Below are 26,805 nucleotides of genomic sequence, written 5' to 3'. Positions count from 1 at the left end.
CCTTCTCAGCGTTGAACGGTGGTCAGGGACGGGCCGATGACGGCCCGGAGCCGGTCGAGGGCCCGGGCGGTCTGGCTCTTCACCGTGCCCTCGGAACAGCCGAGGGCGTCGGCGGTGGCAGCGACGTCGAGGTCGTAGAAATAACGGAAGACCAGGGCCGCCCGCATCCGCGGAGGCAGCTGCCGCAGGGCCGCGCGCAGCCCGTCGGTCGTCTCCCCGGTCCCGCCCGGGTCAGCCGCGGGCACGTCCGGCACGTCTGCCATCGACTCCTCCCGCCGCCGCCACCAGCGCCGCCGTTCGTCGGTCAACGCGTTGACCAGCACCCGGCGCAGATATCCGTCCGGGTTGTCGGCCCGCTGGAACGCCGGCCACGCCACGTACAACTTGGTCAGCACCGACTGGACCAGGTCCTCGGCCAGGTGCGCGTCCCCCGCGGTGAGCAGAGTGGCGGTCCGCACCAGGCCGGATCTCCGGGACACCACGAAGCGGTGGAACTGTTCGTCGCGCTCGCTTCTCACGAGTCCTCCTTCGCTGTCACACCTCCCTGACGGTCCCGGCCACCCCCGGGTTGCACGCCCGGCGGAAACAGGCGGCGAACTCGTCGCCGTCGCCGTCCGGGGACCGGCCCGCTCCACCGGAGAAGCGACGCGACCCGTGACCCGGCACAGTGGACGATGTGAGATCCGTCTCCGCCGCGAAAAGGCGGCTCTGCTGCGGCAGCCGGAACGTGGACGCGTGCCGGCGGTGAGCACCGCCGGCGCCGCTGCCGACTCCGGCGGCTTCCGGTGATCCACGGGTAACGCGCGTACGCTGGCGTCAGGGTCCGTCCTGTCGATCACGCGGGACCAGGGAGGCGTCGATGAATCTCAGACACGACCCGTCGCGGTGGGGCGTGCCCCAGCAGCAGCCCCCGGTGCCGGCTCCCGGGCCGCTCTTCCCCGGCTGGCTCGAGGAGCGCCTGTTCGACCAGCGGATCGTGATGCTCCGCGGGCATCTCAGCAGCGAGGCGTCGACCAGCATCTCGGCGGCGCTGCTCACCCTGGACGCGGCCGGCCAGGCGCCGATCCAGCTGCACGTGGCCTGTCCGGGCGGCGATCTGAGCGCGGCGCTCGCCGTGGTCGACGTGATCGACGCGCTGGTGTCGCCGGTGCACGCGCTGGTCACCGCGGAGGCCGGTGGGGCGGCCCTGGCCGTGCTGACCGCGGCCGACCGACGGGCCGGCTATCGGCACGCCCGGTTCAAACTCAGCGAGCCCCGGGCGGCCGGGGTCACCGGAACGGCTGACGAGGTGGCCGCGGCGGCCGGGCAGCACCTGCGCGAACTGGAGGAGGTCGTGGTCCGCCTCGCCGAGCTGACCGGGAAACCGCGCAGCCGGATCGAGGACGACCTGTCCGGCGGCCGGAGTCTGAGCGCCACCGAGGCCCTCGACTACGGCCTGCTCGACGAGGTCATCACGCCGAAGGCCCGCTGAGCGCCACCACCGCCACCGCGCCCACTCCCCCGCGCCGCGCGCCCTTGACCGAGCCGCCACCCGCCGCAACCGGGACAGGGCGCCGCCCGCGGTAACCGGGACAGGCCACCGCCCGGCCGCAACCGGGACAGGGCGCCGCCCGCGGTAACCGGGACAGGCCACCGCCCGGCCGCAACGAGACAGGCCGCCGCCCGCGGTAACCGGGACAGGCCACCGCCCGGCCGCAACGAGACAGGCCACCGCCCGCGGTAACGGAAACGGCCCCGGGCGCATGCCCGGGGCCGTTCCGTCAGAACTGCGGGATCAAGAGGCGACCTTGACGCCCATCGAACGCGCGGTGCCGGCCACGATCTTGATGGCGGCGTCCAGGTCGTTCGCGTTCAGGTCGGGGAGCTTGCGCTCCGCGATCTCGCGGACCTGGGTGGCACTGAGGGTGCCGACGTTCTGGGTGAGCGGGTTCGACGCGCCGGACTGGATACCCAGCGTCTTCCGGATGAGGAAGCTGGTCGGCGGCGTCTTGTAGGCCAGCGTGTGGCTGCGGTCCTCGTAGACCGACACGATGACCGGGATGATCTCGCCCCGGTTCTTCGCGGTGGCCTCGTCGTACTCGACCTTGACGGCACGCATGTTGGCACCGGTCGGGCCGAGCATCTTACCGAGGTCGACCATCGCGGCGTTACCCGCCTCAAGCGCGAGGGTTACCTCATGGGTCTTCTTCTTGGGAGGCATCGGGTAAGGCTCCTTAGGGTGAGCTGCGGGCCGAGACAACGCAGCTCGCCAGCATCAACGACACACGACAACCCCGAGACCTTACTACCGCTGTGACGAGAGGGTCAAAACGGCTGGTAAGCGGGGTCTCGGGTCCGCCGACCAGTGTAGCTCGCGGTCCCGGGGACTCCGGGACCACCCCGGATCAGTACTTGTCGCAGAAGCAGTCGGCCATCAGCGACCGCACCGAGTCGACGTACGCCGGATTGGGAAGTTTCTTGGTCTTGAGGTTCTGCAGCACGGCGTCCGGGCCCGCCTGGTAGGCCGCGATGGTGATGTTGAGCAGGCACCACGAGCTGTGCGTCCGGCACTTGCCGGGGCTCAGGTCGAAGACCTTGTCCTGGTCGAAGGCCTTCTGCGACATGTACCGGGTCAGCCAGGCGAGATAGTTGGCGCCCGCGGTGGCGTTCTCCTGGTAGTTCGACACGTTGTAGCTCACCCCGAACCGGCCGTTGATCATGTTGACCGTGTCCGGCATCAGCTGCATCAGGCCCTGCCCGCCGTCACAGTTGAAGACGTTGGTCTGCCAGCCGCTCTCGTGCCAGGCGATCGCCTTGACCAGCGGGTAGTTCAGCTTCAGCTGGGGCGCCTCGTGCGTCCAGTAGGTCTTGCCGGCCGCCGTCTTCAGCGCCGCCTTCACCTTGGTCTTGGCGACCGCGGTGCCCTTCTTGGTGGAGCAGGCGGACACCTCGAAGTTGTTCACGTCCTCCGGCGGGGTGGCCGCCCTGGTGGTCGGCTTCCTCGTCGGGGTGGCCGTCGGCGGGGTCGGCGAGGGGGTGGTTTCCGCCGGCTCCGGACTGCTCTGCTCGGGCGCCGGCGAGTCGGACGGCACCGACTGCGCCACCGGCGCGCTGCCCGCCGACTTCTGGTCGTCCCCACCACCGAACAGGCCGCAGCCCGCCGTCATCGCCAGCATCGCCACCACGGCGAACAAGCGCACCTTCATCGACGTAGTCCTCCCCGTAGGTATATCGATGAAGACGCTAACAGTGGCGATCTCTTTGCATGGGGCGCGGGAATATCTCAAAAAATTTTCCCGACCCCCAGACATGACCCCGTGTCACGATCGGCAACCTGGACCGGGGACAATGGGTGCCATGCAGACCCGCACCGACCTCCGTAATGTCGCCATCATCGCTCACGTCGACCATGGCAAAACCACCCTGGTCGACGCCATGCTCCGACAGGGCGGTCAGTCCCACGCACGTGGAGAGATGGCCGAACGCGCCATGGACTCCATGGACCTGGAGCGGGAAAAGGGCATCACCATTCTCGCCAAGAACACCGCGATCAGTTACCAGCCGGCCGAGGGCGACCCGGTCGTCATCAACATCATCGACACTCCGGGCCACGCCGACTTCGGTGGCGAGGTGGAGCGCGGCCTGACCATGGTCGACGGCGTGGTGCTGCTGGTCGACGCGTCCGAGGGCCCGCTGCCGCAGACCCGCTTCGTGCTCCGCAAGGCGCTCTCCGCCAAACTGCCGATCATCCTGGTGATCAACAAGGTGGACCGGCCGGACGCCCGGATCAAGGAGGTCGTCGACGACACGTACGCCCTCTTCTTCGACCTGGACGCCGACGAGGACCAGATCGAGTTCCCGATCGTCTACGCCTGCGCGCGCGACGGCATCGCCTCGCTGAACCAGCCGGCCGACGGCGCCGTCCCGAGCGACAGCGCCGATCTGGAGCCGCTGTTCAGCACGATCCTGAACACCATCCCGGCGCCCACCTACACCGAGGGCGCCCCGCTGCAGGCGCACGTGGTCAACCTGGACGCGTCGCCGTTCCTGGGCCGTCTCGCGCTCTGCCGCGTGCACCAGGGCACCATCCGCAAGGGTCAGACCGTCGCCTGGTGCAAGACCGACGGCACGATCGCCAACGTCCGGATCTCCGAGCTGCTGATCACCGAGGGCCTGGAGCGCAAGCCGGCCGAGAGCGCCGGTCCGGGCGACATCATGGCCGTCGCCGGCATCCCGGAGATCATGATCGGCGAGACCCTGGCCGACGCGGAGAACCCGATCCCGCTGCCCCTGATCACGGTCGACGAGCCGGCCATCTCGATGGTCATCGGCACCAACACCTCGCCGCTGGTCGGCAAGGTCAAGGGCGCCAAGGTCACCGCCCGCATGGTGAAGGACCGGCTGGACAAGGAACTGATCGGCAACGTCTCGCTGCGCGTCCTGCCGACCGAGCGTCCGGACGCGTGGGAGGTGCAGGGCCGTGGCGAGCTCGCCCTGGCCATCCTGGTCGAGCAGATGCGTCGCGAGTCGTACGAGCTGACCGTCGGCAAGCCGCAGGTGGTCACCAAGGTCATCGACGGCAAGGTGCACGAGCCGGTCGAGCGTCTGACCATCGACGCCCCCGACGAGTACATGGGCGCCATCACCACCCTGCTCGCCACCCGCAAGGGCCGGATGGAGCACCTGACCAACCACGGCACCGGCTGGCTCCGGATGGAGTGGCTGGTCCCGGCGCGCGGCCTGATCGGCTTCCGCACCGAGTTCCTCACCGAGACCCGCGGCACCGGCATCATGCACCACCTGTACGAGGACCACGAGCCGTGGTTCGGCGACCTCCGCACCCGGCAGAACGGGTCGCTGGTGGCCGACCGGGCCGGCGCGGTCACCCCGTTCGCGATGATCAACATCCAGGAGCGCGGTCAGCTCTTCGTCGAGCCCACCACCGAGGTCTACGAGGGCATGATCGTGGGTGAGAACTCCCGTGAGGACGACATGGACGTCAACATCACCAAGGAGAAGAAGCTCACCAACATGCGCGCCGCCAGCGCGGACAACACCGAGAAGGTGATCCCGCCGCGCAGGCTGTCGCTGGAGCAGTCGCTCGAGTTCTGCCGCGAGGACGAGTGCGTGGAGGTCACCCCGAACGCGATCCGGATCCGCAAGGTCGTCCTGGACCAGACGGCCCGTGCCCGCACCGCCGCCCGGCGCAAGCACCAGTAACCCGCGCTTCCCCCCGGAACGCCCTCGCCGATCGGCGGGGGCGTTCCGCTTTTCCACACCGGGCCGACCGTTCCGGGGTGGCGCGACGCCGCGCCGTCCGTTCCGGGGTGGCGCGACGCCGGGCCGACCGTTCCGGGGTGGCGCGACGCCGCGCCGTCCGTTCCGGGGTGGCGCGACGCCAGGCCGACCGTTCCGGGGTGGCGCGACGCCAGGCCGACCGTTCCGGGCGGGACGACGCCGCGCCGACCGTTCCGTGGCGCGGCCGGAAAACTTCGGAAGTCGAACCGGATGCCACGAGCCCGGGCGAACGGGTCGCCCGGGCTCGAGTGCGGATCGTGGTTCAGCGCCCGGCGGTGATCAGGTCACTTTTCCGGTCTCGCGCCGATTTGGCCAGGCTGGCGACGGTGGCGGCGCCCAGCGTGCCGAGGATCACCAGCAGGGACAGCCAGATCGGGATTTCCGGCGCCCAGTGCAGGCCGTCGCCGCCGTTGATGAACGACAGGCTGTTGGTGTGCAGGGCTTCGAGGAACAGTTTGACGCCGATGAACGCGAGCACCACGGCCAGGCCGACGTTCAGGTAGACCAGGCGTTCCAGCAATCCACCGAGCAGGAAGAACAACTGCCGCAGACCCATCAGCGCGAAGACGTTCGCGGTGAAGACCAGGTACGGCTCCTTGGTGATGCCGAAGATGGCCGGAATCGAGTCGAGCGCGAAGATCAGGTCGGTGGTGCCGATCGCGATCATCACGATCAGCATCGGCGTGAACAGGCGTTTGCCGGCCGCGGTGACCACCCGGAACTGCCCGTCGCCGAAGGACGAGGAGAGCGGCAGCGCCCGCTTCGCCCAGCGGATCAGCAGGTTCTCCTTGAATTCGTCCTCGTCGCCCTCGCCGCCCTTGACCAGGGTCACGGCGGTGTACACCAGGAACGCACCGAAGATGTAGAACACCCAGGAGAACTGCGAGATCAGCGCGGCCCCGGCGGCGATGAACGCGCCCCGCATGACCAGTGCCAGAACGATGCCGATCAGCAGCACCTTCTGCTGGAAGCGGCGCGGGACCGCGAACCGGCCCATGATGATGACGAAGACGAAGAGATTGTCGACGCTCAATGAGTATTCGGTGAGCCAGCCGGTGTAGAACTCGCCCGCGGCCCGCCCCCCGGAGACCGCCCACACACCCACCCCGAAGAGCAGCGCGAAGGCGACATAGAAGGCGACCCAGCCACCGGCCTCTTTCATGGTCGGCTCATGTGGCCGGCGCCCGATGATCAGAAGATCGACGGCTAGCACGGCCACCAACGCCACCAGGGTGGCGAACCAGATCCAGGCTGAAACGTTCAAGACGAACCTCCGGCAGACACGAGGCGCCGCTGTCCGATTGTCGAGATCATCGACCTCAGGAACGGACAGTGACGTGCGGCTGTCGGAGGTCTCTTCCGCCGCGGAACTTCGCCGCGACCCCCGGCCCCGGGTTCACCCGCTGGTCACCCGAGCGAGCGTTCCGTGTTGACGAGACCGGGGCGGGGGAATACTCCCCTCCCACACTGCCATTGTTGCGCATCCGACCCCCGATCGACACCTCGGGAGCCGAAGAGTGGGCCGACTCGCTTTCCAAACCACCCGGCCCGCCGATTACCACCCGGTAACCCCCGAGCCGGGTCACCTTCACTTACACAACAGGGCGATCAAGGCCCTCAGCAGTCACTTCGCTCGCGCCGTTCACTTTCCGTCCACTACCCGCCACTCCGCGCCGACCGCCGTGACGCAACGACCGAACCCGCCCATCGCCCGTTTCACTCATGTCACGCGCGCCTCGGGCGGTCCACCGACTGCAAGATCGCATACCGAAAATCACACTGCGTTAACTTCCGCGGCGGTACGGCCACCGGCCCACCTCCGCCCGCTTCCTCAAAAGAGGCCGTTAAGCTGCAGAGACTTCATCCGCGGCCGCGTCTCCCACTGGCGCCGCCCGGCCGGACCGGATACTCTCGGGCATCCTAGTAGGCTAGCCATCTGGTGCGTATGGGACGCTTGCGGGCATGATCCTCGAAGTCACACTTATCGACATCCTCCCCGGCCGGGAGGACGATTTCGCCGCCGCCTACCAGCTCGCCCGCCCCCTGATCGCCGGCGCCGAGGGCTGCCACGGTCTGCGACTCAAGCGCGGCCACGAGTCCTCCAACCGCTTCCTCCTCCTGGTCGAATGGGACTCCATGGACGCCCACGACCACAATTTCCGCCGCACCGAACGCTTCGCCCAGTGGCGCGCCTCGATCGCCGCCACGCTCGCTCAGCCCCCGCTGACCGAATACTTCACCGACCTGCCCGCCTTGGCCGGTCGCCCCGACGCCGACCACGACTTCTTCGCCTGACCCGCCCCGCGGCCTCCACCGGACGCCCAACATGTGACCGCCATCCTCAACCCGGCCTTCCGGCGGCCTGAGCCATCACAGCGGCACGACCGGCGACCAGTTGGGCTCAACCACCGCCACCTCACCGACGCCGCCACCGGCCGGCACCAGACTCGCCTCAGCCCTCAGGGCCCCCGACCGGCCCACCTGCCATCTCCACATCCAGCCTGCCGCCGAGAGGCAGCGCGGGCAGCGCGGGCAGCGCGGGCAGCGCGGGCAGCGCGGGCAGCGCGGGCAGCGCGGGCAGCGCGGGCAGCGCGGGCAGCACGGGCAGCACGGGCAGCACGGGCAGCACGGGCAGCACGGGCAGCACGGGCAGCACGGGCAGCACGGGCAGCACGGGCAGCACGGGCAGCGCGGGCAGCGCGGGCAGCGCGGGCAGATATGGCTCCGTACGAATCCCGGCGGCCGGAACCCAGCATGCCGATGCCGTGCCGACGCCGACCGGCCGTATCGTCACTCGACCGGTGGAGTCCACGACCCCTGCCGTGCCCTCCCAGGGCGACCACGGTCGCGATCGGCTTCGCCTGCGCACCCTCCGCAGTGGTCGCTGAGCAGCCAAAACGCTCTAAAATGGCCGCTGTCGAGTAGCCACGGACGCTTGTTTCCCGGGCCGGAATGCGTACTTCGACGGGCTGTCACGTGCACCACTGGTCTAAGGTGGTCTCGGCGGGCCCGGGAAGTGACCGATCCGAAGTGCCGGCTCCGGGGATTGGCCGGCCGCGCTGGAAACAGAGACGCTCCCCGACTTGTCCTCCCGGGCCCGCACCATTCCCTCGCCCGATCCGGGCCACGGTCAGCCCACCCCACAGGCCACAAGCCCGTGCCCACAACGCTCCCCACCAGCCAAGGTTACGGACGGGGCGCCCCCGAAGACATCGAGACTGACGGGCTTCGGAAGGCGACCCCGCGCGAAACCGCCCCACCTGGCGCCACACCGAGGCACCAAAGATCCGGACGGCGTTACTTCACCCCAGCGGCATCCATTCCCCGCAGCTCCTTCTTCAGCTCGGAAACCTCGTCCCGGATCCGAGCCGCAAGCTCGAACTGCAGCTCCCGGGCCGCCCCCAGCATCTGCTCGTTCAGGTCCTGGATGAGCTGCGCCAGCTCGGCCCGCGCCATCCCCTCGCGGGCCGGCCCGTTGCCCGCCCGGGCCTTGGATCGGGTTTCCGGAACCGGGGCCTTGCCGCGGGACATCTGCCGCCCCGCGCCCCCCACGATCGCCGAGTCGGTGTCCTCCGCCTCGCGGTAGATGTCGTCCAGGATGTCGTGGATCTTCTTCCGCAGCGCCTGCGGCTTGATCCCGTTCGCCTCGTTGTGGGCGATCTGCTTGGCCCGCCGGCGGTCCGTCTCGTCGATCGCGTCCCGCATCGACGGCGTGATCTTGTCGGCGTACATGTGGACCTCGCCGGACACGTTGCGCGCCGCCCGCCCGATCGTCTGGATCAGCGACCGGCCGCTGCGCAGGAAGCCCTCCTTGTCCGCGTCGAGGATCGCCACCAGCGACACCTCGGGCAGGTCGAGACCCTCCCGCAGCAGGTTGATGCCGACGAGCACGTCGTAGTCGCCTTTTCGCAGCTCCTTGAGCAGCTCCACCCGGCGCAGCGTGTCCACCTCGGAGTGCAGATAGCGCACCCGGATCCCGTTTTCCAGCAGGTAGTCGGTCAGGTCCTCGGCCATCTTCTTGGTCAGTGTGGTGACCAGGACCCGCTCATCCCGCTCGGTGCGCAGCTTGATCTCGTGCATCAGGTCGTCGATCTGTCCCTTGGTGGGTTTCACCACGACCTGCGGGTCGACCAGACCGGTCGGCCGGATCACCTGCTCGACGAACTCTCCCTGTGCCTGCTCCATCTCCCAGTTGCCCGGGGTCGCGGAGAGGAAGACCATCTGGCCGACCCGCTCCAGGAACTCGTCGAACCGCAGCGGCCGGTTGTCGGCGGCGCTGGGCAGCCGGAACCCGTGCTCGATCAGGATCCGTTTCCGGGAGGCGTCCCCCTCATACATCCCGCCGATCTGCGGGATCGAGACGTGCGACTCGTCGATGACGGTGATGAAGTCGTCGGGGAAGTAGTCGAGCAGGGTGTAGGCCGGCTCGCCGAAGGTGCGCCCGTCCATGTGCATCGAATAGTTCTCGATGCCGTTGCAGAAGCCGACCTGGCGCATCATCTCGATGTCGTAGGTGGTGCGCATCCGCAGTCGTTGCGCCTCCAGCAGCTTGCCCTGCCGCTCGAACTCGGCCAGCCGGTCGGCGAGCTCCGCCTCGATGTCGCGGATCGCCCGCTCCATCCGCTCCGGGCCGGCCACGTAGTGGGTGGCCGGGAAGATGATCAGCTCGTCGACCTCGCGGATCACCTCACCGGTGAGCGGGTGCAGGTAGTAGAGCTTCTCCACCTCGTCGCCGAAGAGCTCGACCCGGACGGCGAGCTCCTCGTACGCCGGGATGATCTCCAGGGTGTCGCCGCGGACCCGGAACGTGCCGCGCTGGAAGGCGACGTCGTTGCGGGTGTACTGGATGTCGACCAGGCGGCGCAGCAGCTTGTCCCGGTCGATCTCGCCGCCGACCTTCACCTTCACGGCGCGCTCGATGTACTCCTGCGGGGTGCCGAGGCCGTAGATCGCGCTGACGGTGGCGACCACGATGGTGTCGCGCCGGGTGAGCAGGGACATGGTGGCCGAGTGCCGGAGCCGCTCGACCTCCTCGTTGACCGAGGAGTCCTTCTCGATGTAGGTGTCGGACTGGGCGATGTACGCCTCGGGCTGGTAGTAGTCGTAATAGCTGACGAAATACTCCACCGCGTTGTGCGGGAGGAGCTCGCGGAACTCCTTGGCCAGCTGGGCGCAGAGCGTCTTGTTGGGCGCGAGCACCAGGGCGGGCCGCTGCAACCGCTCGATCAGCCAGGCGGTGGTCGCGCTCTTACCGGTGCCGGTGGCGCCGAGCAGCACGGTGTGCCGGTCGCCGCGGCGGACCCGCCGCTCCAGCTCATCGATCGCCGCGGGCTGGTCACCGGCCGGCTGGTAGTCGCTGACGACCTCGAACCGGCCGTCGAGTCGTGGGATGTCGAGCGCCATGCACACACCGTACGTCGGGGGTCTGACACTTTTTTCGCACCCGCCCGCCGACCGCCCGGCGAACCACTGCCGCGGGATCGTGCCGATGGTGCACATTCGGCCGTGGCGTGCGGCATTGTCGGGTCTTCACCCGGCCGCCTACCCTGGCGGGGTAGGCCGCTCGCGGCGGCCGCCGAGCACGGTCGGGACCAGCCAACGGTCCAGCCGTGCCGCACCACGGTCGATGCGCCCCGGCACCCGGCGCGCGCACCCGGGGAGGTCGCGCCTTGCGACTGGCCGCCGCGAGCGCCGCTAATCCGCCCGAGGCGAGCTCTCGCCGGCAGCCGGCTGCCAGCCCGTCGCGGTCGCCCAGGCCTCGGCCGCCGCAGCCTCCTCGTCGAACCACGGCTCCTTCGCCGCCGCATACCCGGCCCGGTCCGGGAAGCGCAGCGCCAGCTCGGCCTTCGCCGCCGCGTAGGCGTCCCGCGCCGCCGGCACCGCCCGCAGGTGGTCCCGCATCAGCAGGGCGAACCGCCACCCCGGCGATCCGGCGACCCGCACGTGCAGAATCACCGGCCGTCCCGGATCCGACGACCCGTGCACCCGTTTCGGCCACGTCTGCCCGGGCAGTCCGCGCGCGTTGTCGGCCCACTCCCCCGATCGCGCCGGGAATCCGGCGGCGGCCAGGCGACCGGCGAGCGCATCGGCCTCGTCGAGGGTTCGCACGGACAGCATCAGGTCGATGATGTCCTTGGCCGGCAGGCCCGGGACGGCCGTCGATCCGATGTGCCGCACGTCGGCGTCGCCGAGCTGGTGCCGGATCCGCGTGATCAGTCGCTCGGCGGCCTGCGGCCAGCCCGGATCGGGCGGTACGATGTGCAGTTCGGGGGCTTTGCGGGCGGCGGTCCCGGCCCGGACGTTCCGCTCGAAGGGGAGCAGCCGGTCACGCCACAGCGCGTCGACCCGGGCGCGCAACGCAGCAAGATCATCCTCGTTGGGCAGGATCACGTCGGCGGCGGCCTGCCGGGTGGCATCGTCGGCCTGGGCGCCGATCCGGGCGGCGGCCTCCGCCGCCGACATGCCACGATCGCGGACGAGACGCCCGATGCGCACCTCACGGTTCGCCGTCACCACGACGACCAGGTGGTACGTCGGTGCCAGCCCGGTCTCCACCAGGAGCGGTACGTCGTTGACCACGATCGCGCCGGCGGGCGCCTCCTCGATCATCTCGGCGGTGCGCGCCCGCACCCGCGGGTGGATGATCTGCTCCAGCCGGCGGCGGGCCGGCTCGTCGCCGAAGACCTTGGCCCCGAGCGCCGGCCGGTCCAGCCCGCCGTCCGCACCGAGAATCCCGTCGCCGAACGCCGCCACGATCTCGGCGAGCCCGTCCGTCCCGGGCGCCACCACCTCACGCGCCAGCCGGTCGGCATCGATGATCACCGCTCCGAGTTCCGCCAGCCGCGCCGACACCGCACTCTTGCCCGCGCCGATCCCCCCGGTGAGCCCGACCCTCAGCACGTGGTGCCCCCAGCACGACCGACCATCAGCATGAGGCCAGTATCCCGGCCGGCCGCCGCCCGCCGCACCGCACCCCGATCACGCTGGGCCGGATGCCGCGCCGCACCCCGATCACGCCGGGGCGGATGCCGCGCCGCACCCCGATCACGCCGGGGCGGATGCCGCGCCCTCGCCGCCGGAGCCCCTGGGAAGTAGCTGCCCACCCGCTACCGAGACCGTTCCACCGAACCGGAGGCAGATGCCCGTGACGGGGGCAGGGACCCCCACCCACCGGAGACGGGGCGGTGGGCCGGGGCCGGAAATGCGGAAAGACCGCCCCGGCCGAAGCCGGGACGGTCTTTCTTTGTCGCTGTCACCGATGCGGACTCAGGCCGTGGCCCGGGTCAGCGTCAGTTCTTGCCGCCGGCAAGCTTCTCGCGCAGGGCGGCGAGAGCCTCGTCGGTGGCCAGGGTGCCCGCGGGCTCCTCGGCGGAGCGCGCCGGGGTCGACGTGCTCGACGAGGTCGAGGACGAGGTGGTCACGCCGCCGGCCGGAGCCGGGTTGAGCGCGGCCTCGGCGTCGGCGTCGCGGGACGCCTGCACCTGCTTGGTGTGGGCCTCCCAGCGCTCGCGGGCGTCGGCGTACTGCTTCTCCCACGTCTCGCGCTGCTTCTCGAAGCCCTCGAGCCACTCGCCCGTCTCCGGGTCGAAGCCCTCCGGGTAGATGTAGTTGCCCTCGGCGTCGTACGTCGCGGCCATGCCGTAGAGGGTCGGGTCGAAGTGCTCCTCGCCCTCGACGAAGCCCTCGTTGGCCTGCTTGAGCGACAGCGAGATCCGGCGGCGCTCCAGGTCGATGTCGATGACCTTGACCAGGACGTCGGAGCCGACCTGGACGACCTGCTCGGGCAGCTCGACGTGACGCTCGGCCAGCTCGGAGATGTGCACCAGGCCCTCGATGCCGTCGTCGACGCGGACGAACGCGCCGAACGGGACGAGCTTGGTGACCTTACCGGGCACGATCTGGTTGATCGCGTGGGTCCGGGCGAACTGACGCCACGGGTCCTCCTGGGTCGCCTTCAGCGACAGCGAGACGCGCTCGCGGTCCAGGTCGACGTCCAGCACCTCGACCTCGACCTCCTGGCCGACCTCGACGACCTCGGAGGGGTGGTCGATGTGCTTCCAGGAGAGCTCGGAGACGTGCACCAGGCCGTCCACACCGCCCAGGTCGACGAACGCGCCGAAGTTGACGATGGAGGACACGACGCCCTTGCGGACCTGGCCCTTCTGCAGCTTGTTGAGGAACTCGGTGCGAACCTCGGACTGCGTCTGCTCGAGCCAGGCGCGGCGGGACAGAACCACGTTGTTGCGGTTCTTGTCCAGCTCGATGATCTTCGCCTCGAGCTCGCGGCCGACGTACGGCTGCAGGTCGCGGACGCGACGCATCTCGACCAGGGAGGCCGGCAGGAAGCCACGGAGGCCGATGTCCAGGATGAGACCACCCTTGACGACCTCGATGACCGAGCCGCGGACGACGCCGTCGTCCTCCTTGATCTTCTCGATGGTGCCCCAAGCCCGCTCGTACTGAGCGCGCTTCTTCGAGAGGATCAGACGGCCTTCCTTGTCCTCCTTGGTGAGGACGAGGGCTTCGATGTGGTCACCGACCGACACCACTTCCGCGGGGTCCACGTCATGCTTGATCGACAACTCGCGCGAGGGGATGACGCCCTCGGTCTTGTAGCCGATGTCGAGCAGGACCTCGTCCCGATCGACCTTGACGACGGTGCCTTCGACAATGTCGCCGTCGTTGAAGTACTTGATGGTCTCGTCGATGGCCGCGAGGAAAGCTTCCTCAGAGCCGAGGTCGTCGACGGTGACCTTGTTGGCGCTCGAGGTGGCCTCGATGCTGCTCGTCATGTGGACAGTTGCTCCGAACGGATGGATTCGTGGTGTCTCCCGCGCTCGACGGAACTGCCACCGGAAGCGGCACGAACGAACGAGACGACCAACCCAGGAGCAGTCTGATCATTGCCAGTCGATCATGCCGAGACCGGCGACCACGGAACCTGCTCCCTGCCGAGGCACACGTTCCGCGAGCGCATCGACTAGCTTACCGTGCGCATTACCACAGGTTGCAAGCCCTCCTGAGGAGCGCGGCACATTGTTCGGGAAGAACCCGTCAGCATGCCCGTTTTGAACCGAATCAGGACGGCCGCCACGCCTGTCGTACCGTTGCCGAGTGACCGAGATCCCCACGATCGAGAAAGCCGCGTCCGCCCGGCCGGCCGCCGACGAGCGCTCCCGGGCGTTCGAGGATGAGACGCGCCACGCCAACCGGTCCTGGTGGGACCTGGACGCCGACGACTACCAGGACGAGCACGGGGCCTTCCTGGGCGACGTCGACTTCGTCTGGTGCCCGGAGCGGCTGCGCGAGGCCGACGCGGGGCTGCTGGGTGACGTACACGGCAGGAAGGTCCTGGAACTCGGTGCCGGCGCCGCGGCCGGAGCCCGGTGGTTGCGCCGGCAGGGCGCCGAGGTCGCGGCCATGGACCTGTCCGCCGGGATGCTGCGGCACGCCCGGGCGGCGGCCGCCCGCAGCGGTGTCGAGGTGCCGCTGGTCCAGGCCGACGCGCTGGCGCTGCCGTTCCGGGACGGGGCTTTCGACATCGTCTGCACCGCGTTCGGCGCGATCCCGTTCGTGGCGGACTCGGCCGCCGCGATGCGCGAGGTGGCCCGGGTGCTGCGGCCCGGCGGCAGTTGGGTGTTCTCGGTCACTCACCCGATGCGGTGGATCTTCTGGGACGAGCCGGGCGAGGACGGGCTGGTGGCCCGCAACTCCTATTTCAACCGTTCGCCGTACGTCGAGCGGGGCGACGACGGCCGGATGACGTACCTGGAGCAGCACCGGACGCTCGGCGACCGGATCCGCGAGCTGGTCGCCGCCGGGTTCGTGCTGCGGGACCTGGTGGAGCCGGAGTGGCCGGAGGGCCACGAGGGGATCTGGGGCCAGTGGAGCCCGCTGCGCGGCCGCCTCTTCCCCGGCACCGCCATCTTCGTGTGCGACCTGCCCGGCTGAGGCCGGCGACCTGCCCGACTGAGGGCCGGCGACCTGCCCGACTGAGGGCCGGCGACCTGCCCGACTGGGGGCCGGCGACCTGCCCGGCAGAGGGAGAGCGACCCGCCCGGTTGAGCCCGAACCAGCGGGGTATTCGCCGGACATGGCAGAAGAGAACCTGAAAAAGGGCGACAAGGTCACTTGGCGCAGCCACGGCGAGACCGTCCACGGCCAGGTCGAACAGAAGATCACCAAGCGCACCGAGGCCGCCGGACGGACGGTCGCCGCCTCCTCGGACGACCCGCAGTACCGGGTGCGCAGCGACAAGACCGGCCGGGACGCGGTGCACAAGCCCGGATCGCTGCACCGTGGCTGACCTCTACGCCGACTTCCGCGCAGCGGTCACCATGACCCCGGCCGCCTTGCGCACCTGGCTCGGCACCGAGGAGTCGAAGGAGGTCGGCCAGAAGTCGTCGGCGGGCGCCGAGTCGGTCGGCCACGACTCCGGCCGCCGGATCCTGCGTCTGCTGGAGAAGAAGAAGTCCGAGCTGACCGCGGACGACGAGGAGCACATGCGCAAGGTCGTCGGCTACGTACACCGCCACCTCGCCCAGCGCCCCGCCGGTGACGTCCGGGAGACGAAGTGGCGTTACTCCCTGATGAACTGGGGGCACGACCCGCTGAGGGACTGAACGACCGGCCGCGACGGTCAGGACGCCGGCTGGAGCAGGCCCGCCAGCAGAATCAGCGTCGCCGGGACCGCCCGGTAGTAGACCCAGGTGCCGCGCCGGTCGCTGTCGACCAGGCCGGCCTCGCGCAGAATTCGCAGGTGGTGCGAGATGGTCGGGCCGGTCAGGTGGAAGGCGCTGCTCAGGTCGCAGACACAGGCCTCCCCGTCGGGCGCCGAGGCGATCATCGACAGCAGCCGGAGCCGGACCGGGTCGCCGAGAGCCTTGAACATCGCGGCGAACGCGGTGGCCCGCGGCGCCTCCAGCGGCGCGGCGGCCAGCCCGGGCCCCTCGATCAGGATCGCGTCATCGAACTCGATCCCCAAGCCGCCGGCGGGCCGGGGCACGGCCGTGATCACGGTCTGCTCCATCGACATCTGTTCAGCCTGTCAGATCACGGCAACGTCCGAGGCCTCCGGGTCACCGAAAAGTGCCGGAGACCCCCGAACGAGCACAAAAGTGGCTAGTGGTCCGCACCGTTCCAGTCGCGGCCGGTACCGACCGACACCTCCAGCGGGACCGCGAGCGGGTAGGCCCCGCCCATCTCCCGCCGGACCAGCTCCTCCAGCGGCTCCCGCTCCCCCGGCGCCACCTCGAAGACCAGCTCGTCGTGCACCTGCAGCAGCATCCGGGAGGTCAGCCCGGAAGCCCGCAGCGCCGCGTCGACCTTGAGCATCGCGACCTTGATGATGTCGGCGGCCGAGCCCTGGATCGGCGCGTTCAGCGCCATCCGCTGGGCCATCTCGCGCCGCTGCCGGTTGTCGCTGCTCAGGTCGGGCAGGTAGCGCCGGCGGCCGAGGATGGTCGCGGTGTACCCGTCCTTGCCGGCCTGGGCGACGACCGACTGCAGGTAGTCCCGGACGCCGCCGAAACGCTGGAAGTACTCCTCCATCAGCGTCTTGGCCTCGTCGTTGGAGATGGTGAGCTGGTTGGACAGGCCGTAGGAACTCAACCCGTACGCCAGGCCGTAGTTCATCGCCTTGATCTTGCGGCGCTGATCGGCGGTGACCTCGCCGAGCTCCACCTGGAAGACCGACGACGCGGTGACCGCGTGGAAGTCGGCGCCCGAGTTGAACGCCGCGATCAGCGCCGCGTCCTCGGACAGGTGCGCCATGATCCGCATCTCGATCTGGCTGTAGTCGGCGGTCATCAGCTGCTCGAACCCACCGCCGACGACGAACGCGCGGCGGATCCGCCGGCCCTCCTCGGTGCGGATCGGGATGTTCTGCAGGTTGGGGTCGGTGGACGAGAGCCGGCCGGTGGCGGCGACCGTCTGGTTGAACGTGGTGTGGATGCGCCCGTCGTCGGAGACCGACTTGAGCAGCCCGTCGACCGTCGACTTGAGCTTGGCCATGTCGCGGTAGCGCAGCAGGTGGGCGAGCAGCGGGTCCTCGGTCTTGGCGAACAGGTCCTGCAGGGCGTCCGCGTCGGTGGTGTAGCCGGACTTGATCTTCTTCGTCTTGGGCAGGTTGCGTTCGACGAAGAGGATCTCCTGCAGCTGCTTGGGCGAGCCCAGGTTGAACTCCCGGCCGTGCACCTCGTGGGCGGCCTGCTGAGCGGCTTTCACCTCGGCGCCGAAGGTGGACTCCAGCTCGGAGAGATACTCCGTGTCGGCGGCGATGCCCTTGCCCTCCATCTCGGCGAGCACCACCGAGAGCGGCTGCTCCACCTCGGCGAGCAGGCGCTGCGACTCGCCGCCGTCCTGGGAGAGCTCGGCGATCAGCACGTCGGCCAGGTCGAGGGTGGCCCGGGCGCGCAGCATCACCCCCTCCTCGGCGGCGGTGTCCTCGGCCTCGTCACCGAACGACAGGGCCAGCTGGCCGCCGTTGTCGGGAGCGTCGACCTTCAGCTCGCGCTTGAGGTAGCGCAGGGCGAGGTCGGTCAGGTCGTACCCCCGCTGGTCGGGCTTGGCCAGATAGGCGGCGAGCGCGGTATCGGTGGTGACGCCGGCCAGCTCCCAGCCGTGCGCGCGGAAGGCCAGCAGCGCCGGTTTGGCGTCGTGGATGACCTTGGGCCGGGCCGGGTCGGCGAGCCAGGCGGCGACCGCCTGCTCGTCCGCCTCGTCCAGCGCGGCCGGGTCGAACCAGGCGGCCGGACCGCTGCCGGTGGCCACCGCGATGCCGGTGACCTGGCCGGTGCCGCGGCCGAAGGCGCCGGTCACGGCGACGCCGACCGGAGCCGCCGCGGCGTGCTCGGTGAGCCAGCCGGCCACCTCGCCGGCGCGCAGCACGCGGGCCTCCAGGTCGAAGCCGGACTCGGCCTCGGGCTCGACGGCCTCCAGGTACGAGTAGAGGCGCTCGCGCAGGACGCGGAACTCGAGCGCGTCGAAGACCTGGTGCACGGCCTCGCGGTCCCACCCGGTCCAGCGGACGTCCTCGGGACGCAGCGGCAGCTCCAGATCGCACACCAGAGCGTTGAGGTCGTAGTTGCGGATCACGTCGGCGAGGTGGGCGCGCAGACTCTCGCCGGCCTTGCCCTTGATCTTGTCGGCCTGGGCGATGACGCCGTCGAGGCCGCCGTACTCATTGATCCACTTGGCGGCGGTCTTGTCCCCGACGCCGGGGACACCGATCAGGTTGTCGCTGCTCTCGCCGACCAGGGCGGCCTTGTCCCGGTAGCGCGACGGCGGCACGAAGTATTTCGCCTCGATCGCCTCGGGGGTCATCCGCCAGACCTCGGAGACGCCGCGGACCGGGTAGAGGATGGTGACGTGCTCGTCGGCCAGCTGGAACGCGTCCCGGTCGCCGGAGGAGATCAGCACCTCCATGCCGGCCGCGCGGGCCTGGGTGGCGAGGGTGGCGATGACGTCGTCGGCCTCGTAGTTCTCCTTGGTGACCACCGGGATGCGCAGCGCCTGCAGCACCTCCTGGATCAGGCTGACCTGGCCCTGGAACGGCGCCGGGGTCTCCGAGCGGCCGGCCTTGTATTCCGCGTATCTCTCGGTGCGGAACGATTTCCGGGAGAGGTCGAAGGAGACCACGATGTGCGTCGGCTTCTCGTCGCGCAGCATGTTGATGAGCATCGACGTGAAGCCGAACACCGCGTTGGTGGCCTGCCCGGTGACCGTGGAGAAGTTGTCCACCGGCAGCGCGTGATAGGCCCGGTAGGCCAGCGAGTGGCCGTCCAGCAGCAGCAGGCGGGGGGTCGTCGCGTCGTCGCTCACGTCCAGGAACTCTAGACCGACCGTACGACAGAAACGGCGACCGCCCCGCCCGCTTCAGAGCACCTTGCTGAGGAACGCCTTGGTCCGCTCCTGCTGCGGGTTGGTGATCACCTCGGCCGGAGCGCCCTTCTCCACCACCACGCCGCCGTCCATGAAGACCACCTCGTCGGCCACCTCACGGGCGAAACCGATCTCGTGGGTCACCACGACCATCGTCATGCCGTCCCGGGCCAGGCCCTTCATCACTTCGAGCACCTCACCGACCAGTTCCGGGTCGAGGGCGCTGGTCGGCTCGTCGAAGAGCATCACCTTGGGCCGCATGGCCAGCGCCCGGGCGATCGCCACCCGCTGCTGCTGACCGCCGGAGAGCTGCCCCGGGTAGTTGCCGACCTTGGCGGCCAGGCCGACCCGGTCGAGCAGGGACAGGGCGCGCTCGCGCACCTCACCCTTGTTCTCCCCCTTGACCCGGCACGGGGCCTCCATGACGTTGTCCAGGACGGTCATGTGCGGGAAGAGGTTGAAGCGCTGGAAGACCATGCCGATCGACTGCCGCTGCCGGGCGACCTCACGCTCGCCCAGCTCGTGCAGTTTGCCGCCACGCTCCCGGTAACCGACCAGCTCGCCGTCGACCAGGATCCGGCCGGCGTTGAGTTTCTCCAGGTGGTTGATACAGCGCAGGAAGGTCGACTTGCCGGACCCGGACGGGCCGAGCACGCAGCTCACCCCGCCCTGCGGCACGACCAGATCGACACCCTTGAGAACCTCCAGAGCCCCGAAGGACTTGTGGACGTTCTCCGCACGCACCATCTCGGTCACGGCGCCCCCTCCCCGGTGACGGTCATCCGGCCACCCTGCTCCACCTGGATGTCCCGGAGCCGCTGACGGGCCTGTCCGGCCGCGCCGTACCCCTTGCCGAAGTGCCGTTCCACGAAGAACTGGACGATCATCAGCACGCTGCAGATGATCAGATACCAGATCAGCGCGGCCACCAGGCAGGGCAGCACGATGAAGGTCCGTGCCTCGACCTGGGTGAGCTGGAAGAACAGCTCCCCGGCCACCGGCACGTAGGCCACCAGCGAGGTGTCCTTGACCATCGCGATCACCTCGTTGCCGGTCGGCGGCACGATCACCCGCATCGCCTGCGGCAGCACCACCCGGCGCAACACCTGGCCACGGGACATGCCCAGGGCCACGGCGGCCTCGGACTGCCCGGTGTCGATCGACTGGATGCCGGCCCGGACGATCTCGGCCATGTAGGCCGCCTCGGAGAGCCCGAGCGCGATCATGCCGGCCACGAACCCGGCGAGCAGGTCGACCGACCTGATGCTGAAGAACTGGCCGTCGAAGTTGTCGATCCCGAACAGCCGGCCGATCTGCCGGTCGAACGGCAGGCCGAAGCCGATCCGGCTCCACAGGATGTTCAGGTTGCCGAAGATCACCGCGAGCACCAGGCGCGGCGCGGCCCGGAAGAACCAGGTGTAGGCCCAGGCGACCGAGGACAGCACCTTGTTCGGCGAGAGCCGCATGATCGCGATCACGACGCCCAGGGTGACGCCGATCAACATCGACAGGATGGTCAGCAGGATGGTGCCCCGCAGACCCTCCAGAACCGGCTCGGTGAACATCACGCCGCGCTTGCCGGGGGCGTACGAGGAGAAGATGAACGACCAGTTGAACGCGTGGTTCGTAATGATCAGATGCAGGAACATGGCGACCAGCACCATGAGGACGACGATCGCCGCCCACCTGCCGGGATGCCGGACGGGCACGGCCTTGATCGCTGCCGGCCGTGCCCGCTCGGACTCTGTCGCTTGTGTCATGCCCGGGCGACGATCAGCTCGCCGGGTTCACCGCGGGAGTGGTGATCCCGCCGGCCGCGACGCCCCACTTGTCGAGGATCGTCTTGTAGGTGCCGTCCGCGATCAGCGACTTGACCGCCTCGGCGATCACGTTCGCGAACTCGGTCTGCTTCTTGTCCACGACGTAGCCGTACGGCGCCGAGTCGTAGATGTCGCCGAGCAGCGCCAGCTGACCGTTGGTCTGCTTGACCGCGTAGGCGACCACCGGGGAGTCGGCCAGCATAGCCTCGTCCTTGCCGGTGACCACGGCGTTGGTGGCGTCCGACTGCTTCTGGTACTGGTCCACGGTGATCTTGGCCTTGCCCGCCGTGGTGCACTTCTTCGACCGGGCGGTCAGGTCGTCCACCTGCACGGTCGCGGTCTGCACCGCGATCTTCTTGCCACACGCGTCGTCCAGGCTCAGCGTGGAGCCCGCCTTGGCGGCCCACTGGGTGCCGGCCGAGAAGTAGGAGATCATGTTGACCACTTTGAGGCGGTCCGGGTTGATCGTGAACGACGACACCCCGACGGTGTACTTCCCGCTGCTGACGCCCGGGATGATGCTGTCGAAGGTGGCCGACTGCCACTCGGTGGTCAGGCCCAGCTTCTGGCCGACCGCGTTGAACAGGTCGACGTCGAAACCGGTGACCGTCTTGCCGTCGGTGTCCAGGAACTCACTCGGCGCGTACGACGAGTCGGTGCCGATGACCAGCTTGCCGGCCGCCTTGATGTCGGCCGGGACCTTACCCGCGAGCGAGGTGTCGGTGGAGGCGCTCGGCGCGGCAGCCGAGCCGCTGCTCGTGTCGGTCTCCTTGCCGCAGGCGGACAGCGACACGGTGAGCGCCGCCGCCACGGCCACACCGAGGATCGCCCGCCGGCCGGGGGTGATGCGGAACATGGGTACTCCTAGAGGGGGGGTTGTGCAGATGGTTAGGCGACGCCGAGGTAGGCGTCCTTGACCGCGGGGTCGTGCAGGAGCTCCTGACCGGTGCCCTGCTTCACGATCCGGCCGGTCTCCAGCACGTACGCCCGGTGCGCCCGGGAGAGCGCCTGCTGCGCGTTCTGCTCGACCAGCAGCACCGTGGTGCCCTGCTGGTTGATCTCCACGATGATGTCGAAGATCTGCTGGATCAGCATCGGCGCGAGGCCCATCGACGGCTCGTCGAGCAGCAGCAGCTTGGGCCGGCTCATCAGCGCCCGGCCGACCGCGAGCATCTGCTGCTCGCCGCCGGACATCGTTCCGCTGACCTGCTTCTCCCGCTCCTTGAGCCGGGGGAACAGGGTGAAGGCCCGCTCCATGTCCTCATTGATCTCGGCACGGTTGCGCCGGGTGTAGGCGCCCATCTCCAGGTTTTCGCGCACCGTCATGCCGGGGAAGACCCCGCGGCCCTCCGGCGACTGCGACACCCCGCGCACCACCCGCAGGTCGGCGCGCAGCTTGGTGATGTCCTCGCCGTCGAACATGATCGAACCCTGGGCGACCGGGCGCAGGCCGGAGATCGCCCGCATGGTGGTCGACTTGCCCGCGCCGTTCGCGCCGATCAGCGCGACGATCTCACCCTGGCCCACGGTCAGGCTGATGCCGTGCAGGGCCTGGATCCGCCCGTACAGCAGCGTGATGTCCTTCAGCTCAAGCAGCATCGGTGGGCACCCCCAGGTAGGCGGCGATGACCGCCGGGTTGTCGCGCACCTCGGCCGGCGTGCCCTCGGCGATCTTCTTGCCGAACTCGAGCACGACGATCCGGTCGGTGACGCCCATCACCAGGCGCATGTCGTGCTCGATGAGGAGCACGGTGACGCCCGAGTCCCGGATCTTCCGGATCAGGTTGAGCAGGTCCTCCTTCTCCGCCGGGTTGAAGCCGGCGGCCGGCTCGTCCAGGCAGAGCAGGGTGGGGTTGGTGGCCAGCGCGCGGGCGATCTCCAGGCGGCGCTGCTCGCCGTAGGAGAGGTTGCGGCTGACCTCGCCGGCCCGGTGCGCGATGCCGACGAAGCGGAGCAGTTCCAGCGACTTGGCCCGGCCCTCGCGCTCCTCCCGCCAGAAGCGGGGCAGCCGGAACAGGGCGCTGAGCACGCTGGTCTTGAAGTGGGCGTCGGCACCCACCATCACGTTCTCCAGCGCGGTCATCTCCGGGAAGAGCCGGACGTTCTGGAACGTCCGGGCGATCCCGCCGCGGGTGATCTCGTGCTTCTTCTTGCCGATCAGCGACTGGCCCTGGAAGCGGATCTGACCGCTGGTCGGGCTGTAGACACCGGTCATCGCGTTGAAGCAGGTGGTCTTGCCGGCGCCGTTCGGGCCGATCAGACCGAAGATCTCACCGCGGCGCAAGGCGAAGCTGATCCCGTTGAGGGCCACGACGCCGCCGAAGCGCAGCGTGACGTCGTCCATCTCCAAAAGCACGTCGCCGGCCGGCTTGACGTCCGGGTCGGGCTTGCTGAAGGAGACCGGCTCGCTGTTGGCCCGATCGGCCTCTTCGGGCGTCTCGATGTGCGGCTCGCTCATTGCGGCGCGGCCTCCTTCTCCCGGTCCTTGAGCTCCATCGCGCGGCGACGGCTCGGGATCAGACCCTGCGGCCGCACCACCATGATCAAGATGATCATCGCGCCGAACAGGGCGAAGCGGTACTCGTACAGGTCGGTGTGGAACACCGGGTCCTGGATGCCGCGCAGGCGGTTCGGAATGTACGAGATCAGCGCGCCACCGAGGATCGCGCCGGCGATGTTGCCGGAGCCACCCATGACCACGCCGGCCAGCACCAGGATCGAGAACTGCAGGACGAACGTCTGCGAGTTGATGAAGCCGGTCTCGCCGGAGAACAGCACGCCGCCCAGGCCACCGATGAACGCGCCGATCGCGAACGCCCACAGCTTGAACTTGATCGTCCGCACGCCCATGATCTCGGCGGCTTCCTCGTCCTCGCGGATCGCGAGCCACGAGCGGCCGACCCGGCTGCGGTCGAGGTTGCGTACTCCCAGCACGACCAGGATCACCACGGACAAACCGAGCCAGAAGTACGGGATGGCGTCGGTGACCCCGAAGAGCGGGCTGCCGTCGGAGAGCTTGCCCGGCGGGTGCGGGATGCTGGAGAAACCGCGGTCACCACGGGCCCAGGTGGCGCTGGTGGCGATGATCCGGATGATCTCGGCGAAGCCGAGCGTCACGATCGCCAGGTAGTCACCCCGCAGGCGCAGGGTCGGCCAGCCCAGCAGGACACCGGCCAGCATCGTCACGGCCAGCGAGGCCGGGATCGCGACCAGCCAGCCGTACTGCGTGTGCAGCACGCTGTCCGGCGAGGTGAGCAGCGCCGTGACATAGGCGCCGACCGCGAAGAAGCCGACGTAGCCCAGGTCGAGCAGGCCGGCGAAGCCGACCACCACGTTCAGGCCCAGGGCCAGCAGCACGTAGTACGACATCTCGAACAGGGCGGTGGGCCAGTCCACGCCGGTGGTGACGATCTGCGGCCCGATCCCCGGAATCCGGTCGACGTACGGCAGCAGGTAGGCCAGGACCACGAAGCCCAGGATCACGGCCCAGCGCACCGGAGCGGGCTGCCGGCCCAGCCAGCCGCGCAGCTGGCGGCTGGGCTTGGGGGTGCCGGTGACCGGCTTGTCAGCGACGGCACTCATGCGCGCGCCCTCCCGAGAGACTCACCCAACAGACCGGTCGGGCGGAACAGCAGGATCAGCACCAGCGCCACGAACGACGCGAGGTGCAACCACTGGGTGCCGAACAGGCCGGCCGCGTAGTTCTGCAGCAGGCCCAGCAGCAGGCCACCGAGCAGCGCGCCGCGCAGGTTGCCGATGCCGCCCAGGACGGCGGCGGTGAACGCCTCGATCCCGAGCAGGAAGCCGGCGTCGTACTTGGTGACGCCGATCTTCAGGTCGTACATCACCGCCGCGATACCGGCCATCAGGCCGCCCAGGAGGAAGACCAGCGCGATCACCCGGGACTTGTTGACGCCCATCAGGGCGGCACTGTCCGGGTTCTGTGCGACCGCCCGGATGCCACGACCCAGCCGGGAGGTGTTGATGAAGCGGTCCAGCAGGAACATCATCACCAGGGCCAGCCCGATGATCAGGAGCTGCAGGTTGGTGATGTGCGTGTTGCCGATGCTGATCACGTCTTTCGGCTGGATCAGCGGGGGCACACCGCGCGGATTGCGGTGCGTGGCCACGCCGACCACCTCGGAGATGACCAGCGAGGCGCCGATCGCGGTGATCAGGAAGGCGAGCGGGGGGGCGTTGCGCTTGCGCAGCGGCCGGTACGCGACGAGCTCGACCGCCAGCGCGGTGAGACCGGAGGCGACGATCGCCACGACCAGCCCGATGACCAGGTACAGCAGGACCCCGCCGACCGACGGGGTGGCCGAGTTCTGGTCGAGGCCGAGCCAGCCCCAGACGATGAGACAGGCGTAGGTGCCGAGGAGGAAGACCTCGGAGTGGGCGAAGTTGATCAGCCGGAGCACGCCGTAGACGAGGGTGTAGCCCAGGGCGAACAGGGCGATGATGGCGCCCTGCGCAAGGCCGGTAATCGTCAGCGGCCCGAAGTTCTGAATCAGACCGGAAACATTCACAAGTGGGCTCCAAAACGACGAGGTCGGTGCGGCCGGAGATCATCCGGCCACACCGGCCCTACAGAGAGTTACCGCAAAGCGATCAGGAGGCCTTGATCTCCTGGTCGGCCTTGGTGTCGCCCGACTCGTCGAACTTGAAGGCCCAGACCTTGATCAGGGTCGGGTCGAGCTCGCCCTTGTCGGTCCACTTGTACGTGTTCGCGATGCCCTTGTAGTTCACCGTCGACAGGTAGGTGTTGAGCTTGTCCGCGGTGGTGTTACCCGCGTCGATGCCCTGCAGGAGGATGTTCGCGGCGTCGAACGCGACGTCCGAGTACGTGCCCGCGGCCTCGCCCCACTTGGTCTTGTAGGCGTTGTTGAAGTCCTGGCCCGCCTGCTCCGGCGGGGAGCAGGGGCAGGTCACCACGGTGCCGACCGCGGCGGCGTTGCCGGACGCCTTGGCCAGGCCCGGGTCCTTCATGCCGTCGCCGCCGAGCAGGGTGCCCTTCCAACCGGCCCCGGTCAGCTGCTTACGGATCAGACCGGCGTTGGTGTAGTAGCCACCGTAGAAGAACGCGGTCGCGCCGCTCGAGGTCACCTTCTGGACCAGCGCCGAGAAGTCGGCCTGCTTGCCGTCGCCCTCGGTCTTGTCCGACTGGACGACCAGGCTGCCCAGCTTGGTCTTCACCACGTCGGCCAGGCCGGCGCCGTACGCCGACTGGTCGTCGGCCACGAAGACCTTCTGCGCCTTCAGGACGTCCTTGATGTAGGACGCGGCGGCCGGGCCCTGCGCGTCGTCGTTGGCGACGGCGCGGTGGAAGATCTTCCAGTTCTTGGTCGACAGCGAGGTGCGGGTCGCCGACGGGGTGATCGTCGGGATCCCGGCCTCCTGGAAGATCGGGTCGGCGGCCTCGGACTCGCCGGAGAACGGCGGGCCGACGATGCCGAGGATCTTCTTGTCGGTGACCAGCTTCCGGGCCACACCGGGAGCCACCTCAGCCGCGCCCTGCGAGTCGAACTTCTCGACGGTGATGCAGGTCGAGCCCTTCTTCTCGTTGTACTGGTTCACGGCCAGCTCGAAACCGTGCTCGATGTTCACGCCGAGGTTGGCGGCCGAACCGGTGAGCGCGCCGAAGAACGCGAGCTTGTAGCCGCAGTTCGAACCTGACGCCGTGTCGCTGCTCGTATCCTTGTTACAAGCTGCAGTACCGGCGAGCAGGCCGATCAGGGCCACCCCGCCGATCGCACGCGCGAGAACCTGCTTCAAGGTTGGAACCCTCCTCATAACCGAACCCACCGGGCCACCGCACCCGGATTGG

The 26,805-nt window shown here is 69.2% G+C and carries 24 protein-coding genes; 6 read left to right on the top strand and 18 right to left on the bottom strand.

Annotated features, from left to right (window positions below):
• Positions 1–5: 5 nt before the first annotated feature.
• Complete coding sequence (locus ACSP50_RS08790) at positions 6–518, bottom strand: SigE family RNA polymerase sigma factor (protein ID WP_014688812.1); 513 nt, start codon at positions 516–518, stop codon at positions 6–8.
• Between the two features lie 341 nt (positions 519–859).
• On the opposite strand from ACSP50_RS08790, the gene ACSP50_RS08785 reads away from it, so the two are divergent.
• Positions 860–1,471: an ATP-dependent Clp protease proteolytic subunit gene (locus ACSP50_RS08785; RefSeq protein WP_014688811.1), complete on the top strand. Its 612-nt coding sequence runs from the start codon at positions 860–862 to the stop codon at positions 1,469–1,471.
• Positions 1,472–1,774: 303 nt separating this feature from the next.
• Here the strand turns inward: ACSP50_RS08785 and ACSP50_RS08780 are convergent, their stop codons facing one another.
• Together ACSP50_RS08780 and ACSP50_RS08775 are read right to left on the bottom strand one after the other, a co-directional pair.
• Positions 1,775–2,200, bottom strand: coding sequence for an uL11 family ribosomal protein (locus tag ACSP50_RS08780; protein WP_014688810.1), 426 nt, complete (start codon positions 2,198–2,200; stop codon positions 1,775–1,777).
• A 184-nt stretch (positions 2,201–2,384) separates the two neighbouring features.
• Positions 2,385–3,185, bottom strand: coding sequence for a lytic transglycosylase domain-containing protein (locus tag ACSP50_RS08775; RefSeq protein ID WP_014688809.1), 801 nt, complete (start codon positions 3,183–3,185; stop codon positions 2,385–2,387).
• Between the two features lie 151 nt (positions 3,186–3,336).
• On the opposite strand from ACSP50_RS08775, the gene typA reads away from it, so the two are divergent.
• A complete protein-coding gene (gene typA / locus ACSP50_RS08770) occupies positions 3,337–5,199 on the top strand; it encodes a translational GTPase TypA (protein ID WP_043513774.1) in 1,863 nt (620 codons plus the stop codon).
• 340 nt (positions 5,200–5,539) lie between these two features.
• Here typA and ACSP50_RS08765 read toward each other — a convergent pair whose 3' ends face one another.
• A complete protein-coding gene (locus ACSP50_RS08765) occupies positions 5,540–6,541 on the bottom strand; it encodes a TerC family protein (protein WP_014688807.1) in 1,002 nt (333 codons plus the stop codon).
• Between the two features lie 698 nt (positions 6,542–7,239).
• Here ACSP50_RS08765 and ACSP50_RS08760 point away from each other — a divergent pair.
• Positions 7,240–7,572, top strand: coding sequence for an antibiotic biosynthesis monooxygenase (locus ACSP50_RS08760; protein WP_014688806.1), 333 nt, complete (start codon positions 7,240–7,242; stop codon positions 7,570–7,572).
• 157 nt (positions 7,573–7,729) lie between these two features.
• On the opposite strand, the gene ACSP50_RS43790 is transcribed toward ACSP50_RS08760, so the two are convergent.
• The 4 genes from ACSP50_RS43790 to rpsA all read right to left on the bottom strand — a co-directional run bounded on the left by ACSP50_RS43790 (position 7,730) and on the right by rpsA (position 14,069).
• The gene (locus ACSP50_RS43790) at positions 7,730–8,089 is read right to left on the bottom strand and encodes a hypothetical protein (RefSeq protein ID WP_014688805.1); all 360 of its coding nucleotides are present in this window, start codon (positions 8,087–8,089) and stop codon (positions 7,730–7,732) included.
• A gap of 485 nt (positions 8,090–8,574) precedes the next feature.
• Positions 8,575–10,680, bottom strand: coding sequence for an excinuclease ABC subunit UvrB (gene uvrB / locus ACSP50_RS08750; protein WP_043513771.1), 2,106 nt, complete (start codon positions 10,678–10,680; stop codon positions 8,575–8,577).
• A 291-nt stretch (positions 10,681–10,971) separates the two neighbouring features.
• On the bottom strand, positions 10,972–12,177 hold the full coding sequence (gene coaE, locus ACSP50_RS08745) for a dephospho-CoA kinase (RefSeq protein WP_014688803.1): 1,206 nt from the start codon (positions 12,175–12,177) through the stop codon (positions 10,972–10,974).
• 389 nt (positions 12,178–12,566) lie between these two features.
• A complete protein-coding gene (gene rpsA / locus ACSP50_RS08740; RefSeq protein ID WP_014688802.1) occupies positions 12,567–14,069 on the bottom strand; it encodes a 30S ribosomal protein S1 in 1,503 nt (500 codons plus the stop codon).
• A gap of 340 nt (positions 14,070–14,409) precedes the next feature.
• Here rpsA and ACSP50_RS08735 point away from each other — a divergent pair, with 340 nt between their 5' ends.
• The 3 genes from ACSP50_RS08735 (at position 14,410) to ACSP50_RS08725 (ending at position 15,899) form a co-directional block, all read left to right on the top strand.
• Positions 14,410–15,228, top strand: coding sequence for a class I SAM-dependent methyltransferase (locus tag ACSP50_RS08735; protein WP_052311887.1), 819 nt, complete (start codon positions 14,410–14,412; stop codon positions 15,226–15,228).
• A gap of 142 nt (positions 15,229–15,370) precedes the next feature.
• On the top strand, positions 15,371–15,583 hold the full coding sequence (locus tag ACSP50_RS08730) for a DUF2945 domain-containing protein (protein WP_014688800.1): 213 nt from the start codon (positions 15,371–15,373) through the stop codon (positions 15,581–15,583).
• Entirely contained in the window at positions 15,576–15,899 is a 324-nt protein-coding gene (locus ACSP50_RS08725) for a DUF3140 domain-containing protein (protein ID WP_014688799.1), read from the top strand. The genes ACSP50_RS08730 and ACSP50_RS08725 overlap by 8 nt, the downstream gene beginning before the upstream one ends.
• Before the next feature lie 17 nt (positions 15,900–15,916).
• On the opposite strand, the gene ACSP50_RS43785 is transcribed toward ACSP50_RS08725, so the two are convergent.
• The 10 genes from ACSP50_RS43785 to ACSP50_RS08675 all read right to left on the bottom strand — a co-directional run bounded on the left by ACSP50_RS43785 (position 15,917) and on the right by ACSP50_RS08675 (position 26,753).
• The gene (locus ACSP50_RS43785; protein ID WP_014688798.1) at positions 15,917–16,312 is read right to left on the bottom strand and encodes a metalloregulator ArsR/SmtB family transcription factor; all 396 of its coding nucleotides are present in this window, start codon (positions 16,310–16,312) and stop codon (positions 15,917–15,919) included.
• Between the two features lie 86 nt (positions 16,313–16,398).
• Entirely contained in the window at positions 16,399–19,098 is a 2,700-nt protein-coding gene (gene polA / locus ACSP50_RS08715) for a DNA polymerase I (RefSeq protein WP_014688797.1), read from the bottom strand.
• A 54-nt stretch (positions 19,099–19,152) separates the two neighbouring features.
• Positions 19,153–19,905, bottom strand: coding sequence for an amino acid ABC transporter ATP-binding protein (locus tag ACSP50_RS08710; protein ID WP_043513767.1), 753 nt, complete (start codon positions 19,903–19,905; stop codon positions 19,153–19,155).
• A 5-nt stretch (positions 19,906–19,910) separates the two neighbouring features.
• The gene (locus tag ACSP50_RS08705; RefSeq protein ID WP_014688795.1) at positions 19,911–20,918 is read right to left on the bottom strand and encodes an amino acid ABC transporter permease; all 1,008 of its coding nucleotides are present in this window, start codon (positions 20,916–20,918) and stop codon (positions 19,911–19,913) included.
• A 13-nt stretch (positions 20,919–20,931) separates the two neighbouring features.
• Positions 20,932–21,834, bottom strand: a complete 903-nt coding sequence (locus ACSP50_RS08700; RefSeq protein WP_014688794.1) for an ABC transporter substrate-binding protein — start codon at positions 21,832–21,834, stop codon at positions 20,932–20,934.
• 32 nt (positions 21,835–21,866) lie between these two features.
• Entirely contained in the window at positions 21,867–22,577 is a 711-nt protein-coding gene (locus ACSP50_RS08695) for an ABC transporter ATP-binding protein (RefSeq protein WP_014688793.1), read from the bottom strand.
• Entirely contained in the window at positions 22,567–23,322 is a 756-nt protein-coding gene (locus tag ACSP50_RS08690) for an ABC transporter ATP-binding protein (RefSeq protein WP_052311885.1), read from the bottom strand. The genes ACSP50_RS08695 and ACSP50_RS08690 overlap by 11 nt, the downstream gene beginning before the upstream one ends.
• Before the next feature lie 110 nt (positions 23,323–23,432).
• Entirely contained in the window at positions 23,433–24,560 is a 1,128-nt protein-coding gene (locus ACSP50_RS08685; RefSeq protein ID WP_014688791.1) for a branched-chain amino acid ABC transporter permease, read from the bottom strand.
• Positions 24,557–25,507: a branched-chain amino acid ABC transporter permease gene (locus tag ACSP50_RS08680; protein ID WP_014688790.1), complete on the bottom strand. Its 951-nt coding sequence runs from the start codon at positions 25,505–25,507 to the stop codon at positions 24,557–24,559. The genes ACSP50_RS08685 and ACSP50_RS08680 overlap by 4 nt, the downstream gene beginning before the upstream one ends.
• 82 nt (positions 25,508–25,589) lie before the next feature.
• Positions 25,590–26,753: a branched-chain amino acid ABC transporter substrate-binding protein gene (locus ACSP50_RS08675; protein ID WP_014688789.1), complete on the bottom strand. Its 1,164-nt coding sequence runs from the start codon at positions 26,751–26,753 to the stop codon at positions 25,590–25,592.
• Positions 26,754–26,805: the final 52 nt, after the last annotated feature.

This window comes from Actinoplanes sp. SE50/110 (assembly GCF_900119315.1).
Classification (GTDB): Bacteria; Actinomycetota; Actinomycetes; order Mycobacteriales; family Micromonosporaceae; genus Actinoplanes.
The sequence above is the reverse complement of the archived record's forward strand: the minus strand, read 5'-3'. Positions and strand labels throughout refer to the sequence as shown.